Origin of the sequence: Paraburkholderia sp. GAS206C (assembly GCF_050435645.1) — a bacterium.
Lineage (GTDB): Bacteria > Pseudomonadota > Gammaproteobacteria > Burkholderiales > Burkholderiaceae > Paraburkholderia > Paraburkholderia phenazinium_B.
The window spans coordinates 806,943-821,421 of record NZ_JBNDKR010000002.1 but is presented as its reverse complement, the minus strand read 5'-3'; the positions used below and the strand labels follow the sequence as shown (position 1 = coordinate 821,421).

Sequence of the window (14,479 nt, the reverse complement as noted above, 5' to 3'; positions counted from 1 at the left end):
AAATGGCACACAAAAAGGCAGGCGGATCGTCACGTAACGGCCGCGACTCCGAGTCGAAGCGTCTCGGCGTGAAGGTTTACGGCGGTCAAGCCATCAACGCTGGCGGCATCATCGTACGTCAACGCGGCACGCGTATGCACCCGGGCGAAAACGTCGGCATCGGCAAGGATCACACCTTGTTCGCGCTGACGGACGGCCACGTCAAGTTCACGACGAAGGGCGCAGCGAAGAAGCAAACGGTCAACGTAGTCCCGGCAGCAGCCTGAGTTTATTCAGGCACGGGCTTCAGGACCGGAACAAAGGCCCCGCGAAGTTAGCGGGGCCTTTTTCATTCCAGGTTCACGGCTGAGAAGGGTGTCGTGAGCCCGCGCGGATGGCCGATCGGTCGATTGTCCAACGCACGGCGGGCACGGCAAAATAGCAACACGATACGGGACGGAGTTAGGCATGAAGTTCATTGACGAAGCGAGGATTGAAGTCATCGCCGGCGACGGAGGGGATGGCAGCGCGTCGATGCGCCGCGAGAAGTTCGTCCCGTTCGGCGGTCCGGATGGCGGCGACGGTGGCCGCGGCGGCAGCGTGTACGCTGTGGCGGACCGCAACATCAACACTCTGATCGACTACCGGTACGCCAAGAAGCATCTGGCGCGCAACGGCGAAAACGGTCGCGGTGCGGATTGCTACGGCAAGGGTGGCGACGACGTTACGCTGCGCATGCCGGTTGGCACGACTATCTCGGACATGGAGACCGGCGAGCTGATCGCCGACCTGACCGAGCACAATCAGAGCGTCCAGATCGCGCAGGGTGGCGCGGGTGGCCTCGGTAACCTGCATTTCAAGTCCAGCACGAACCGCGCGCCGCGTCAGAAGACCGACGGCAAGCCGGGCGAACGCCGCATGGTGCGTCTTGAGCTGAAGGTGCTGGCCGATGTCGGCCTGCTCGGCATGCCGAATGCCGGCAAATCCACCTTCATTTCCTCGGTGTCGAACGCGAAGCCGAAGATTGCCGACTATCCGTTCACCACACTCGCGCCGAATCTGGGCGTGGTGCGCGTCGGGCCGAGCCGCAGCTTCGTGATCGCCGACATCCCTGGGCTGATTGAGGGCGCCGCAGAAGGCGCCGGCCTGGGGCACCAGTTCCTGCGCCATTTGCAGCGTACGGGGCTGTTGCTGCACATCGTCGACATCGCGCCGTTTGATGCTGAGGTCGATCCGGTTGCGGAAGCCAAGGCGATCGTCAACGAACTGCGCAAGTACGACGAACTGTTGTACGAAAAACCCCGCTGGCTGGTCCTGAACAAGCTCGACATGGTGCCGGAAGACGAGCGTGAAGCGCGCGTCGCGGCCTTCCGCGAAGGCTTTGGCTGGGACGGCCCGGTATTCGAAATCTCGGCGTTGACGGGTCAGGGATGCGAAGCGCTGATCTACGCGGTGTACGACTATATCGCCGCGCATTCGGACGCGCAGCGCCAGGCGGAAGCCGAAGATCTCGCCGCAGACGTGCGTTTCCGTGAGAAGCAACAGGGCGCGGCGTCGGGTGAAACCGGTGACCCGGTCCAGCCGCAGGAATAAACGGGCATAGCTTGGGCGCCGGCGTGTCCGAATAGGGTCGCCGGCCAGCATCCGCATCATCTTGGGAGACCGCGCAGAATGCGTTCCGTCATCGCAGACTCCAGGCGATTGGTAGTGAAAGTCGGGTCGAGCCTCGTCACTAATGACGGGCGCGGCCTGGACCATGCCGCGATCGGCCGCTGGGCGGCGCAGATCGCCGCCTTACGGGCGCAGGGCAAAGAGGTCGTGCTGGTGAGTTCTGGGGCTATCGCCGAGGGGATGCAGCGGCTTGGCTGGACCAAACGCCCGCGCGAGATCGACGAGTTGCAGGCGGCTGCCGCTGTCGGGCAGATGGGGCTCGCGCAAGTGTACGAGAGCCGCTTTGCCGAACATTCGATCCGCACAGCGCAGATCCTGCTGACCCATGCCGACCTGGCCGACCGCGAACGCTATCTGAACGCACGTTCCACATTGTTGACGCTGCTGCGCCTGGGCGTGGTGCCGATCATCAATGAAAACGACACGGTCGTTACCGATGAAATCAAGTTCGGCGATAACGATACGCTGGGCGCACTGGTGGCGAATCTGATCGAAGGCGATGCGCTGATCATCCTTACCGACCAGCAAGGTCTCTTCACCGCTGATCCGCGTAAGGACCCGTCAGCCACGCTCGTCCAGCAGGCCGACGCTGGCGCACCAGAGCTTGAGGCGATGGCCGGTGGCGCGGGCTCGAGTCTCGGCCGCGGCGGCATGCTGACCAAGATTCTCGCTGCCAAGCGGGCGGCCCATAGCGGCGCCAATACGGTAATCGCGAGCGGTCGGGAGCCTGATGTGCTGGCGCGGCTCGCCACCGGCGAGGCGATCGGTACCCAGTTGATTGCCCGCACCGCGCGGATGGCGGCGCGCAAGCAATGGATGGCCGATCACCTGCAGGTGCGCGGACACGTGGTGATCGACGACGGCGCGGTCGAAAAGCTGACGGAAGGCGGCAAGAGCCTGCTGCCGATCGGCGTGGTCGGCGTGCAGGGCGCGTTTGCGCGTGGCGAGGTGATTGCCTGTTTAAGCGCGGCGGGACGCGAGGTCGCGCGGGGACTCACGAACTACAGCAGCGCCGAGACCAAGCTGATTCAGCGCCGCCCGAGTGGCGATATCGAAGGCGTGCTGGGCTATATGCTGGAGCCCGAACTGATCCACCGCGACAACCTCGTACTGGTCTGATATCACGCTAACCCGAAAGGAAAGGTAAGCGTGCAAACCGCGCGAAACTCAATGAAGTTGCGACGCCGCGGTACGGTGCATGCGCAAGTTATCGACGATCGTCTTGGCTGAGCCCGTCGGAATCTTGTTCGCGCAGAAGTAGTCCTGATAGAGCGACGCCTGATAGCCGTTCAGCGTACTGTCTTCGATACGCGCAAACGCCGTGGCGACGGTGTTGTCCCAGCCATCGTGATCCGCATTGAGAGCGGCGTACTGGCGCCACTCATAGGTATCGCAGCGAATTCCTTCGTAGTTCACGTTGTGCGCGCCGCTCGGGCTCGTCACGACCACCGTGTAGCGCACCACACCGTCATTGCCAACCGACAGCGATTTCGCGTCGACCGCAAACTTCAGCGGCGTGTTGCCGGATACATCGAATGGGATCAGATTGGAAGCCAGCGGCAGCGAGGGCAGTGTGTCGACCTTGTCTTCGGTCCAGTTAGGCTTGCGATCCAGCAGATACGTAAACGCGCTGTCATCCTTGTTGGTGGGGGTGTTCGAACAACCAGCCAGCAGGGCGCCGGTGGCGACGCACGCCACGACGAGAGCAAATGCTTTCAATATGATTTCCTCGAAACGCCGGCGCGGCTTTTCATGAGCCGCACCGGCAGATGCGGCGCAGAAAGCCGCACAGGGTTTAGTCGCGCAGACCTGGCTGGGTCAGGGTGTTGTCGGCAGGTCCGCAGTCGGACTCGATCGTCGTGCGAATCGTAGTCTCAACCGTTACGGTCGTTACCGACACTTCCTGCATCTCCGTCACGGTCGACGCTATCCGGGGATAGCGCGGCCCGTGATGGCCGCCAGGTTTATCCGAACGCGGCGCAGCACGGCGCAGAAAACGGGACAACTCCGTCAACGCCAACTGATACACATCCCGCTTGAACTCGATCACACAGTCGAGGGGTACCCAGTACTCGTTCCAGCGCCACGCATCGAACTCCGGATGATCGCAGGCGCGCAGGCAAATATCGCAGTCGCGCCCCACCATCCGAAGCAGGAACCAGATCTGTTTCTGGCCGCGGTAATGACCGCGTACTTCACGCTTGATGAACTTGTCCGGCACCTCATAGCGCAACCAGTCGCGCGTGCGACCGATGATCTTGACGTGCTCCGGAAGCAGACCGGTTTCTTCGTGTAACTCCCGATACATCGCTTGCACGGGGGTTTCACCATACTTGATGCCCCCTTGCGGAAACTGCCAGGAATGTTCACGGAGCCGTTTGCCCCAAAACACCTCGTTGTGCGCGTTCAAGAGGATGATGCCGACGTTCGGGCGAAAGCCTTCACGATCCAGCATACAACCACCTTCGAATCCTTTAAAATTGCTTTGATTATAAACAGATAACGGGCCTGACGCAGCGGATCGCTCTGGATTGGACTGATTCGCCGCAACATAGGCGCGTTTGCTATAGCCTTTGTCTGTGGGCCATCCGGCGCAACGGCGCCGTGGTGGCACGTATGGCGATGGCTTCGGCCTAAGGGTTTTTCACAGGTCTGCGAAGCGTTTGTGACGTCTTTGTCGCGCCTTTGTCGAGTTCCCCACCGTTTTCACCTTTCGGGCGGTCGCTCCGGCGCCGCCGCTTTTGGAAAAATTCTGAATGAAAGCTTCCCGTTTCTTTATCGGCACCCTCAAAGAAGCCCCGGCCGACGCCGAAATCGTCAGCCACCAGCTCATGGTGCGCGCCGGCATGATCCGTCGCGTGGCAGGCGGCATCTATAACTACCTGCCCGTCGGCCTGCGCTCGATCCGCAAGGTGGAAGCCATCGTGCGCGAGGAAATGAACCGGGCAGGCGCGATCGAACTGCTGATGCCGGCGGTGCAACCGGCCGAGTTGTGGCAGGAATCGGGTCGCTGGGAGAAATACGGGCCGGAACTGTTGCGTTTCAAGGACCGTAAGCAGTCCGATTTCGTGATCGGGCCGACGCACGAGGAAGTGGTCACGGACATTGCCCGCAACCAGATCAAGAGCTATCGGCAGATGCCGGTGAACTTCTATCAGATCCAGACGAAGTTCCGCGACGAGATCCGTCCGCGTTTCGGCGTGATGCGCGGCCGCGAATTCATCATGAAAGACGCGTACTCGTTCGACAAGGACTTGGACGGTCTGAAAGAGTCGTATCGCAAGATGTACGACGCGTACGTGCGCATCTTCACGCGCCTCGGTCTCGACTTCCGTGCAGTGGCGGCGGACAACGGGTCGATCGGCGGCAGCGGCTCGCACGAGTTCCACGTGATTGCCGACACGGGCGAAGACGCGATCGCTTACTGCCCGACCTCGGAGTTCGCGGCGAACGTCGAAGCGGCGGAAGCGCTGCCGCTGATCGCGCAGCGCGCCGCGCCCGCCGAAGAGATGAAGAAGACCGCCACGCCCGGCAAGGCAAAGTGCGAGGCCGTAGCCGAGCTGTTGAATATCCCGCTCGAGCGCACCATCAAGTCGATCGTGCTGGCGACCGAAAACGAAGGCGCCGAGCCGACGGTCTGGCTGTTGATGCTGCGCGGCGACCACGATCTGAACGAGATCAAGGCGAGCAAGCTGCCGGGTCTGGCTGACTTCCGCATGGCGACGGAAGCGGAAATTGTCGCGACCTTCGGCACGCCTCCTGGTTATCTCGGTCCCATCAATACGAAGAAGCCGGTCAAGGTGATCGCGGACAGCACGGTCGCGAACATGAGCGACTTCGTGGTCGGCGCGAACGAGGTGGATTACCACATCGCTGGTGTGAACTGGGGCCGCGATTTGCCGGAGCCAGTCGTCGCAGACATCCGCAATGTCCAGAAGGGCGACCCGTCGCCGGACGGCAAGGGCGTCATCGACATTTGCCGCGGTATCGAAGTGGGCCACGTGTTCCAGCTCGGCAAGAAATATTCGGAAGCCATGAACGCCACGTTTCTGGACGAAACCGGCAAGCCGCAGCGGATGGAAATGGGCTGCTACGGCATCGGCGTCACGCGTATCCTCGGCGCGGCGATCGAACAGAACTTCGACGACAAGGGCATTATCTGGCCGGAAGCAATCGCCCCGTTCGAAGTCGTGCTGTGCCCGATGGGCTACGACCGCAGCGACGCTGTGCGCGAGCAGGCCGACAAGCTGTATGCGGAACTGGTCGCAGCTGGCGTGGACGTGATCCTCGACGACCGCGGCGAGCGCCCGGGCGTGATGTTCGCCGACTGGGAGCTGATTGGCGTGCCGCACCGTCTGGTGATCGGCGACCGCGGCCTGAAGGAAGGCAAGGTCGAGTATCAGGCGCGCCGCGATACCGAAGCGACGCTGCTGCCGGTTGAGAGCGCCGTGCAGACGGTGTCGGAGAAGATCCGCGCAGCACTCGCGCATTAACCGGGGCGGACGGTGGAGTACAACTTCCTGTCTGCGACCGTCCTGCTTCTTCTGATCACCGACCCGCTGGGCAACATCCCGCTCTTTATCAGTTGCCTGCGCGGGGTGGCGCCGGATCGGCGGACCGTCGTCATCCTCCGCGAGGTGGCGATCGCGTTTGCGATCCTGCTGGTGTTCATGGTGGTCGGCGACCGCTTTCTGCGGATGATGAGTCTCACCGACCAGTCGTTGCGGATCGGCGGGGGCATCGTGCTGTTTCTGATCGCGATCCGCATGGTCTTTCCGCATCCGGACGGCCCATTCGGCAACGACACGCGCGGCGGCGAGCCACTGATCGTGCCGCTCGCGATCCCCGCGCTCGCAGGTCCGTCGGCGCTGGCAACGGTGATGCTGCTGACCTCGCAGGCGCCCGGCAAGACGTTCGAGTGGATCGGTGCGTTGACCGTGACCATGCTGGTTTGCGCGATTGTTTTGATGCTGGCGGAGCGCATCCAGAAGTGGCTAGGCGAGCGCACGATGATGGCGTTCGAACGGCTGATGGGACTCGTGCTGGTGGCGATCTCGGTCGAAATGATTCTCGGTGGGATCCGGTCCTTCGTGCATCAGCTGTGAGTTGCGCGTCGCCGGTTTCAACGCGCTGAGATCAACAAAAAAGCGGCCACGCAGGCCGCTTTTTTGTTGCCGGGCGCTGACCGCTGACCAGACCACAGCCGCCGCGGTTTAAGCGCAGTCCCTCACGCCCCGTCGGTCAAAGCACGAATCGTGGGCAAATTGCGCCAGTATCCCTTCGCATCCATCCCGCAGCCGAACACATAGCGGTCCGGCACTTCGAAGCCACAGAAGTCCGGACGCAGCGGCTTGGCCTTCGGGATGATCTTCTCGCACAGTACCGCGCTCATGAAGCGTTTCGCGCCCATATCGAGGATGCGGTCGCGGATCGCGGCCATCGTCTCGCCTTCGTCGAGGATGTCGTCGAGCACCAGCACGACGCGATCCTTTACCGATTCGGCCGGCGCCACGCGCCACTGCATCTCGCTGCCACCCTTGGTGGTGTTGCGATAGCGGGTGAGGTGGATGTAGTCGAACTCAAGCGGGAAATCGAGGTGCGGCAACAGCATGCCGGTGAACACCGCCGCGCCGCCCATCACCGAGAGTACGAGCGGAAACTCCTCGCTCATTTCGGCGGCGATGGCCGCAGCCATTCCGCTGATCGACGCATTGACGTCGTGGGCCGAAACGATTTCTTCGGAGTGGCGGAATATGTGGAGAGCTTCTTCGCGATTCATGACGTCTGGCGGGCGGTAGCTGTATACATTAGTGTGAGAAATAACGACGGCGCGCGCTACAGCATATACCCGTGCGTCCCGAAACGCGCGCGCTGGTCGTTGGGACGATCCGGCGGACCCGGATCATGCAGCCCGAATGCAGGCAGCGAGGCCTAGCGCATGCCAGGCAGCATGCCCTTCATACCGCGCATCATCTTCTGCAGGTTGCCGCCCTTGAGCTTCTTCATCATCGTGCGCATCTGCTCGTATTGATTCAGCATGCGGTTGACCTCCTGCACCTGCACGCCCGCGCCCGCTGCAATGCGGCGCTTGCGGGTAGCCTTGATCAGCTCCGGCTTGGCGCGCTCAGTGGGCGTCATGGAATTGATGATGCCTTCCATGCGGCGCATCTGCGACTCGGCCATGCCCATGTTGGCGCCGGCGGCGGCCTGCTGGAACTGCGCGGGCAGCTTGTCCATCAGCGACGACAGGCCGCCCATGCTCTTCATCTGCGTGAGCTGCGCGCGGAAATCGTTGAGGTCGAAGTCGCCGCCTTTCTTGACCTTGTTGGCGAGCTTCTGCGCGGCTTCCACGTCGACGCCGCGCTGGGCTTCCTCGACGAGGGCGAGAATGTCGCCCATGCCGAGAATCCGGTTCGCCATCCGGTCGGGATAGAAAATTTCCAGACCGTCGAGTTTTTCGGCGACGCCGACGAACTTGATCGGCTTGCCGGTCACGTGACGCACCGACAGCGCCGCGCCACCGCGCGAGTCGCCGTCGAGCTTGGTAAGCACCACGCCGGTGAGCGGCAGCGCGTCGCTAAACGCTTTGGCGGTGTTGACCGCGTCCTGGCCGAGCATCGCGTCGACCACGAAGAGCGTTTCGGCGGGATTCAGCGTGCTGTGCAGCGCAGCGATTTCCTGCATCATCGCTTCGTCGATACCGAGACGGCCGGCGGTGTCGACCAGCAGCACATCGTGATAGTGACGCTTGGCCCAATCCACGGCGGCGCGGGCGATGTCCACCGGCTTCTGATCGGGTTCCGACGGGAAGAAATCCGCGCCGACCTGCTCGGTCACCGTCTTCAACTGCGCGATAGCAGCCGGACGGTACACGTCGCACGAAACGGTCAGGACTTTCTTTTTGTATTTTTCGCGTAGTAACTTGGCAAGCTTGCCGACCGTGGTTGTCTTGCCGGCACCCTGCAGACCCGCCATCAGGATGACAGCGGGTGGCGTGACGGCGAGATTCAGTTCGACCGCTTTGCCTTCGTAGTCGCCGCCGATAATCGCGGTCAGCTCGCGCTGCACCACGCCGACCAGCGCCTGACCAGGCGACAGGCTGCTGATGACTTCCTCGCCGAGCGCCTTCTCCTTCACCTTGGCGATGAATTCGCGCACGACAGGCAGCGCCACGTCGGCCTCAAGGAGCGCGAGGCGCACTTCGCGCAGCATCTCCTGGGTGTTCGCCTCGGTGAGCCGGGCTTCGCCGCGCAGCGTCTTGACGACGCGCGCCATCCGTTGAGTCAGATTGTCGAGCATGGGGAGCGATGAACTGTGCGGCCGGAGCAGGGCGCGACGCGGGACACGTCGCGGAGCAGGGGCCTAGTGTAAACTTCGAATATGGATATTGTACTGTATGCCCTCACTGCGCTCCTGTACGGCGGTCTCGCCGTCGCGGGCTGGCGCTCGCACCGGCACACCGCGTTGCGTCCGGTGCTCGAGAGCGTGCCCGCGCTACCACCCGTGGCGAGCACGCCGTCGGTCGCCGCGTTCAGCGCGCCGGGCCGGTTGCTGTTGTTTGTAGCGCTGCTCGCACATGGCGTATTGCTGCATACCACCATCTTCCCGCAGAACGCGATGGTGTTCGGTTTCGCGTTCGCGCTCTCCGCGATGTTCTGGCTCGGCGCCGGGATCTACTGGATCGAAAGTTTTTTCTTCCCGCTCGACGGTCTGCAACTGCTGGTGTTGCCGCTCGCCTGCGTGGCCTCGCTGCTGCCGCTCGCCTTCGGCGGCGTGCGGGTGCTGTCGTATTCGGCCGCGCCGATGTTCAAGCTGCACTTCCTGATCGCCAATGTCGCCTATGGCCTGTTTGCGATTGCCGCGCTGCACGCGGTGCTGATGCTGCTGGTCGAGCGGCGCCTGCATGCGATGCGCGGCGGTGAACTGCAGCGCCAGGGCGCCGCGGCCGGCAACGGCTGGCTGTCGAGCTGGCTCGACACGCTGCCGCCGCTGCTCACGCTGGAGAAGCTCCTGTTCCGTCTGATCAGCGCCGGCTTCGTGCTGCTCACGCTGACCTTGCTCTCCGGGATTATGTTCAGCGAACAACTGGTCGACCGCGCGCTGCGGCTCGATCACAAGACCGTCTTTGCGATTCTCTCGTGGCTGATGTTCGGTGCGCTCCTGACCGCCCGCAAGGTGTCAGGGTGGCGCGGCCGTGCGGCGCTGCGCTGGGTGCTGGCGTCATTCGTGGCGCTGCTGCTGGCGTACGTCGGTAGCCGTTTCGTTTTCCAGGTGCTGTTGCACCGTCCTGTAGTGTGAGCGGTTCATGCGACAAATTTTTCTGCTGATCCTGATGTTCGTCATCGGCCAATGGCTGGTGAAGGCGCTGCGTCGCTCCGACGCGCAAAACGCACAGCGTACCGGCGCGCCCGGTGGTCCCGCAGGTGGGTCTGCAGGCGGCCGCGCTTCCAGCAACGGAGCCGGAGCGACGGCAGGCGGCGGTGCGCAGGCCCGTGCGTCGAGACCCCTGCAACTGCCTGAGCCGATGATCCGCTGTGTCGAGTGCGGCGTGCATGCGCCGGCGAGCGATTCGATTGTCGTGGCGGGCGAGCCGTTCTGCTGCACCGCTCACGCGCAACGTCGCGCTGCGCGACCGACGGGCCGCGACGCCCGATGAACGGTGGCTTCACCGTCGACGCCGATGGCTGGGTGACGCTCGCGTGCAAGCTGCCGTCGCCGAACTTCGAGGCGCGTCCCGCAGGCGCGGTGCCGAGCCTGATCGTGGTGCACAACATGAGCTTGCCGCCCGGCGAGTTCGGCGGCACCGCGATTGCGGACCTGTTCCTGAACCGTCTCGATTGCGATGCACACCCGTACTACGACACCCATCTGCGTGGCGTGCGGGTCTCCGCGCATTTCGTGATCCATCGCGACGGTGCGCTTGAGCAATATGTCTCGTGCGAGCAGCGTGCATGGCATGCCGGTGCGTCGAACTTTTTCGGCCGCGAGCGCTGCAACGATTTCTCGATCGGCATCGAACTGGAAGGCAGCGACGCAACCGCATTCGAAGCCGCGCAATACGAGACGCTGGGAGCGCTCGTGAAAGCGCTGACGCTCCGCTATCCGGTCGAATCGCTCGCCGGTCACTCGGACATTGCACCCGGCCGCAAGACCGATCCTGGGCCACATTTCGAGTGGTGTCGCCTGCGGCGCGACACACAACTCGCGGATCAGTACTTCCCCTATCTAAAGTTTTCCAAAACGCGGTAACGACCCTCCGTCCCCATTTGCGAGATAGGTGGAGAGCCAGGCCCAGCCTCGTTTTCCGGGCCATGCATGAGGGCATCGCAAGCGCAAAAGTCAACCCCGCAAGGCGAAATAAATCAATTTGCGCTGTCCCGAAACTCCACTATACTTGGTGCTAGGGGTTCAGTTTTGCACTATATGTTGTGTGTCCTGTGCATAACCATGTGAATAACCGGGTGCATAAGTTATGCGGTGTCCCGCTCTGTAGCGGGGCGCCGTAAGCATTCCCGACAGCAAAAATATTCCTGCGGTGCAGCCGGAGAGACCGCCGGCCGCGTCCAGAAAGAAGCATTCAGGAAAGGGGCTTAGCAAGTGATCGCGACACGGACAATGAAGACCATCAACAACTCGAATCTGGCTTCATTGCTGTCGCATCCCGCCACCTGGCTCAGCCGGTCTTTTTCCTGCACCTCATCGCTTGCGCTGGCGGCGCAGCGTTCGTATTAATCCGCGAATTCTCTTCGCACACTTCCAGGACCAGGAGCTTTGCACATGCAAACCACCGATAACGCGTCGACCCGGTACGAGGGCGCAACCGCTGGCCAGAACTTCGGCGGCCAGGTGCCGGGCACGCAGGCGCTCGCGCCGCAAGCGACCTTCGCTGACTACAAGGTGATCCGCCGCAACGGCAGCGTAGTGTCGTTTGAGCCGTCGAAGATCGCCATCGCCGTGACGAAGGCCTTTCTGGCCGTCAATGGTGGGCAAGGCGCGGCGTCGGCACGCGTGCGCGAACTGGTCGAGCAACTCACGCAAAGCGTGGTGCGCGCGCTGCTGCGCAGCCGCCCGAACGGCGGCACCTTCCATATTGAAGACATCCAGGATCAGGTCGAACTTGCACTGATGCGCGGCGGCGAGCACAACGTCGCTCGTGCGTACGTGCTGTATCGCGAGAAGCGCACTCAGGAGCGTGGCCATGATGCGGTCGAAGCGCCGAACGGTTCGCTCGGCCTCACCGTCACCGACGGTGGCGTGTCGCGTCCGCTGGATATGGTGGCGCTGCGCGGCATCATCGAATCGGCCTGTGCAAACCTGGGCGACGCGGTGAGCGCCGAGCCGATCGTCACGGAAACGGTGAAGAACCTGTACGACGGCGTGCCGATGAGCCAGGTCTACGACTCGGCCATTCTCGCTGCGCGCACGATGATTGAAAAAGATCCGGCGTACAGCCAGGTCACCGCACGCATTCTGCTGCATACGATTCGCCGCGAAATCCTCGAAGAGGAAGTCACCCAGGCGCAAATGGGTGAGCGCTACGCCGAGTACTTCCCGACCTTCATCAAGCGCGGCGTGCAAGCCGAGCTGCTCGACGAGAAGCTGCAACAGTACGATCTGAAGCGCCTGGGCGCCGCGCTCGACGCCGATCGCGACCTGCAGTTCGGCTACCTCGGCCTGCAAACGCTGTATGACCGCTACTTCCTGCATCACGACGGCGTGCGTATCGAAATGCCCCAGGCATTCTTTATGCGTGTAGCGATGGGCCTGGCGCTGAACGAGATCGACCGCGAAGCGCGCGCCATCGAGTTCTATAACGTGTTGTCGAGCTTCGACTTCATGTCGTCCACGCCTACGCTGTTCAATTCGGGCACGCGCCGTTCGCAACTGTCGTCGTGCTACCTGACGACGGTCGACGACGACCTCGACGGCATCTACGAAGCGCTGAAGGAAAACGCGCTGCTGTCGAAATTCGCCGGCGGTCTGGGCAACGACTGGACGCGCGTGCGTGCGCTCGGCTCGCACATCAAGGGCACCAACGGCAAGTCGCAAGGCGTCGTGCCGTTCCTGAAGGTGGTCAACGACACGGCTGTCGCGGTGAACCAGGGCGGCAAGCGCAAGGGCGCGGTGTGCGCGTACCTGGAATCGTGGCACCTGGATCTCGAAGAATTCCTCGAGCTACGCAAGAACACCGGTGACGACCGTCGCCGCACGCACGACATGAACACGGCGAACTGGATTCCCGACCTGTTCATGAAGCGTGTGCACGAAGGCGGTGACTGGACGCTGTTCTCGCCGTCCACCTGCCCGGATCTGCACGACAAGTTCGGCGCCGAGTTCGAAGCAGCTTACACAGCTTACGAAGACAAGGTCGCGCGCGGCGAGATCAAGCTGTTCAAGAAGATCCCGGCGGCGCAACTGTGGCGCAAGATGCTCGGCATGCTGTTCGAAACCGGCCATCCGTGGATCACGTTCAAGGATCCATGCAATATCCGTTCGCCGCAGCAGCACGTGGGCGTCGTCCACTCGTCGAACCTGTGCACGGAAATCACGCTGAACACCAGCGACACCGAAATCGCCGTCTGCAATCTGGGTTCGGTGAACCTCGTCGCCCACCTGAAGACTCAGGCCGACGGCACGCTGGTGCTCGACCACGACAAGCTGAAGCGCACCGTCAGCGTGGCCATGCGCATGCTCGACAACGTGATCGACATCAACTATTACGCTGTTGCCAAGGCGCGTAACTCGAACCTGAAGCACCGTCCGGTGGGTCTGGGCATCATGGGCTTCCAGGACTGCCTGCACCTGCTGCGCACGCCGTACGCGTCGCAAGAGGCGGTCAAGTTTGCTGATACGTCGATGGAAGCGGTCTGCTATTACGCCTACTACGCGTCGACGGAGCTGGCGCAGGAACGCGGCCGTTACTCCAGCTACCGCGGTTCGCTGTGGGATCGCGGCATCCTCCCGCAAGACACGCTGAAGCTGCTGGCCGACGCGCGTGGCGGCTACGTGGAAGTGGATTCGAGCGAGTCGATGGACTGGACGGAGCTGCGTTCGCGCATCGCAACGTACGGCATGCGCAACTCGAACTGCGTGGCGATCGCGCCGACGGCGACGATCTCCAACATCATCGGCGTGTCGGCCTGCATCGAACCGACCTTCCAGAACCTGTATGTGAAGTCGAATCTGTCGGGCGAATTCACGGTGGTCAACGACTACCTGGTGCGCGACCTGAAGGCGCGCGGCCTGTGGGATGAAGTGATGGTCGCCGACCTGAAGTACTTCGACGGCACGCTCTCGCGCATCGACCGCATCCCGGCCGACCTGCGCGCGATCTACGCGACGGCGTTCGAAGTCGACGCCACGTGGCTGGTCGAGGCGGCCTCGCGTCGTCAGAAGTGGATCGACCAGGCGCAGTCGCTGAACATCTATATGGGTGGCGTGTCGGGCAAGAAGCTGGACGAGGTCTACAAGCTCGCCTGGTTGCGCGGCCTGAAGACGACCTACTACCTCCGCACGATGGCGGCGACGCACGTCGAGAAATCGACGGTGGCGCACGGCGCGTTGAACGCGGTGAGCTCGGGCGGCGGTGAAGGTGCTGGCGGCGCGGGTGGTATCGGCGGCGGCGCTGCAGGTGGCTTCGGCGTGAGCGGTGGCGCAGCGTCGGGCGGTCTGCAGGCGGCAGCAGCTGCGCCGGCAGTCGCAGTCGAAGCGGCGCCTGAAGCCGATGGTCCGGTGTGCATGATGCGTCCGGGCGATCCTGGCTTCGACGAGTGCGAGGCTTGCCAGTAATCGTTCAGGGTCGATGCCTGGCTTTCGCCAGGCGTCGACC

General features: G+C 62.8%; 13 protein-coding genes. 9 read left to right on the top strand and 4 right to left on the bottom strand.

Translation table 11 applies throughout. The features are described from left to right. Window positions 1-2: 2 nt before the first annotated feature. The 3 genes from rpmA to proB all read left to right on the top strand — a co-directional run bounded on the left by rpmA (window position 3) and on the right by proB (window position 2,769). Window positions 3-266 carry a 50S ribosomal protein L27 gene (gene rpmA / locus P3T20_RS08095; protein ID WP_074262538.1) on the top strand — a complete coding sequence of 88 codons (264 nt, stop codon included), beginning with the start codon at window positions 3-5 and terminating at the stop codon, window positions 264-266. A gap of 181 nt (window positions 267-447) precedes the next feature. After that, window positions 448-1,572, top strand: a complete 1,125-nt coding sequence (cgtA, locus tag P3T20_RS08090; RefSeq protein ID WP_429286643.1) for an Obg family GTPase CgtA — start codon at window positions 448-450, stop codon at window positions 1,570-1,572. 78 nt (window positions 1,573-1,650) lie between these two features. Continuing rightward, window positions 1,651-2,769, top strand: a complete 1,119-nt coding sequence (gene proB, locus P3T20_RS08085; protein WP_429286642.1) for a glutamate 5-kinase — start codon at window positions 1,651-1,653, stop codon at window positions 2,767-2,769. A 48-nt stretch (window positions 2,770-2,817) separates the two neighbouring features. Here proB and P3T20_RS08080 read toward each other — a convergent pair whose 3' ends face one another. Together P3T20_RS08080 and P3T20_RS08075 are read right to left on the bottom strand one after the other, a co-directional pair. Next, window positions 2,818-3,369 carry a CNP1-like family protein gene (locus P3T20_RS08080; RefSeq protein ID WP_074262535.1) on the bottom strand — a complete coding sequence of 184 codons (552 nt, stop codon included), beginning with the start codon at window positions 3,367-3,369 and terminating at the stop codon, window positions 2,818-2,820. A 76-nt stretch (window positions 3,370-3,445) separates the two neighbouring features. Next, window positions 3,446-4,105: an RNA pyrophosphohydrolase gene (locus P3T20_RS08075; RefSeq protein ID WP_074262534.1), complete on the bottom strand. Its 660-nt coding sequence runs from the start codon at window positions 4,103-4,105 to the stop codon at window positions 3,446-3,448. Window positions 4,106-4,406: 301 nt separating this feature from the next. Between P3T20_RS08075 and P3T20_RS08070 the strand changes: the two genes are divergently transcribed. Together P3T20_RS08070 and P3T20_RS08065 are read left to right on the top strand one after the other, a co-directional pair. Continuing rightward, on the top strand, window positions 4,407-6,143 hold the full coding sequence (locus P3T20_RS08070; RefSeq protein WP_429286641.1) for a proline--tRNA ligase: 1,737 nt from the start codon (window positions 4,407-4,409) through the stop codon (window positions 6,141-6,143). Window positions 6,144-6,155: 12 nt separating this feature from the next. Beyond that, complete coding sequence (locus tag P3T20_RS08065) at window positions 6,156-6,755, top strand: MarC family protein (RefSeq protein WP_429286640.1); 600 nt, start codon at window positions 6,156-6,158, stop codon at window positions 6,753-6,755. Between the two features lie 122 nt (window positions 6,756-6,877). Here P3T20_RS08065 and P3T20_RS08060 read toward each other — a convergent pair whose 3' ends face one another. Then, on the bottom strand, window positions 6,878-7,429 hold the full coding sequence (locus tag P3T20_RS08060; protein ID WP_074262531.1) for a hypoxanthine-guanine phosphoribosyltransferase: 552 nt from the start codon (window positions 7,427-7,429) through the stop codon (window positions 6,878-6,880). A 152-nt stretch (window positions 7,430-7,581) separates the two neighbouring features. Further along, window positions 7,582-8,949, bottom strand: a complete 1,368-nt coding sequence (gene ffh / locus P3T20_RS08055) for a signal recognition particle protein (RefSeq protein WP_074262530.1) — start codon at window positions 8,947-8,949, stop codon at window positions 7,582-7,584. 81 nt (window positions 8,950-9,030) lie between these two features. On the opposite strand from ffh, the gene P3T20_RS08050 reads away from it, so the two are divergent. The 4 genes from P3T20_RS08050 (at window position 9,031) to P3T20_RS08035 (ending at window position 14,439) form a co-directional block, all read left to right on the top strand. Next, complete coding sequence (locus P3T20_RS08050) at window positions 9,031-9,948, top strand: cytochrome C assembly family protein (protein WP_429286639.1); 918 nt, start codon at window positions 9,031-9,033, stop codon at window positions 9,946-9,948. Between the two features lie 7 nt (window positions 9,949-9,955). Beyond that, window positions 9,956-10,306: a PP0621 family protein gene (locus P3T20_RS08045; RefSeq protein ID WP_074262528.1), complete on the top strand. Its 351-nt coding sequence runs from the start codon at window positions 9,956-9,958 to the stop codon at window positions 10,304-10,306. Further along, window positions 10,303-10,899: a 1,6-anhydro-N-acetylmuramyl-L-alanine amidase AmpD gene (gene ampD, locus P3T20_RS08040; RefSeq protein ID WP_429286638.1), complete on the top strand. Its 597-nt coding sequence runs from the start codon at window positions 10,303-10,305 to the stop codon at window positions 10,897-10,899. The genes P3T20_RS08045 and ampD overlap by 4 nt, the downstream gene beginning before the upstream one ends. Window positions 10,900-11,427: 528 nt before the next feature. Then, window positions 11,428-14,439, top strand: coding sequence for a ribonucleoside-diphosphate reductase subunit alpha (locus P3T20_RS08035; RefSeq protein WP_429286637.1), 3,012 nt, complete (start codon window positions 11,428-11,430; stop codon window positions 14,437-14,439). Window positions 14,440-14,479 lie beyond the last annotated feature (40 nt).

What these genes read in the sequence shown, in the direction of transcription:
- P3T20_RS08035 (WP_429286637.1), top strand. Translation starts at nt 11,428, where the DNA reads ATGCAAACCACCGATAACGCGTCGACCCGGTACGAGGGCGCAACCGCT.
- P3T20_RS08045 (WP_074262528.1), top strand. Translation starts at nt 9,956, where the DNA reads ATGCGACAAATTTTTCTGCTGATCCTGATGTTCGTCATCGGCCAATGG.
- P3T20_RS08060 (WP_074262531.1), bottom strand. Translation starts at nt 7,429, where the DNA reads ATGAATCGCGAAGAAGCTCTCCACATATTCCGCCACTCCGAAGAAATC.
- proB (WP_429286642.1), top strand. Translation starts at nt 1,651, where the DNA reads ATGCGTTCCGTCATCGCAGACTCCAGGCGATTGGTAGTGAAAGTCGGG.
- P3T20_RS08070 (WP_429286641.1), top strand. Translation starts at nt 4,407, where the DNA reads ATGAAAGCTTCCCGTTTCTTTATCGGCACCCTCAAAGAAGCCCCGGCC.
- ffh (WP_074262530.1), bottom strand. Translation starts at nt 8,949, where the DNA reads ATGCTCGACAATCTGACTCAACGGATGGCGCGCGTCGTCAAGACGCTG.
- rpmA (WP_074262538.1), top strand. Translation starts at nt 3, where the DNA reads ATGGCACACAAAAAGGCAGGCGGATCGTCACGTAACGGCCGCGACTCC.
- ampD (WP_429286638.1), top strand. Translation starts at nt 10,303, where the DNA reads ATGAACGGTGGCTTCACCGTCGACGCCGATGGCTGGGTGACGCTCGCG.
- P3T20_RS08050 (WP_429286639.1), top strand. Translation starts at nt 9,031, where the DNA reads ATGGATATTGTACTGTATGCCCTCACTGCGCTCCTGTACGGCGGTCTC.
- cgtA (WP_429286643.1), top strand. Translation starts at nt 448, where the DNA reads ATGAAGTTCATTGACGAAGCGAGGATTGAAGTCATCGCCGGCGACGGA.
- P3T20_RS08075 (WP_074262534.1), bottom strand. Translation starts at nt 4,105, where the DNA reads ATGCTGGATCGTGAAGGCTTTCGCCCGAACGTCGGCATCATCCTCTTG.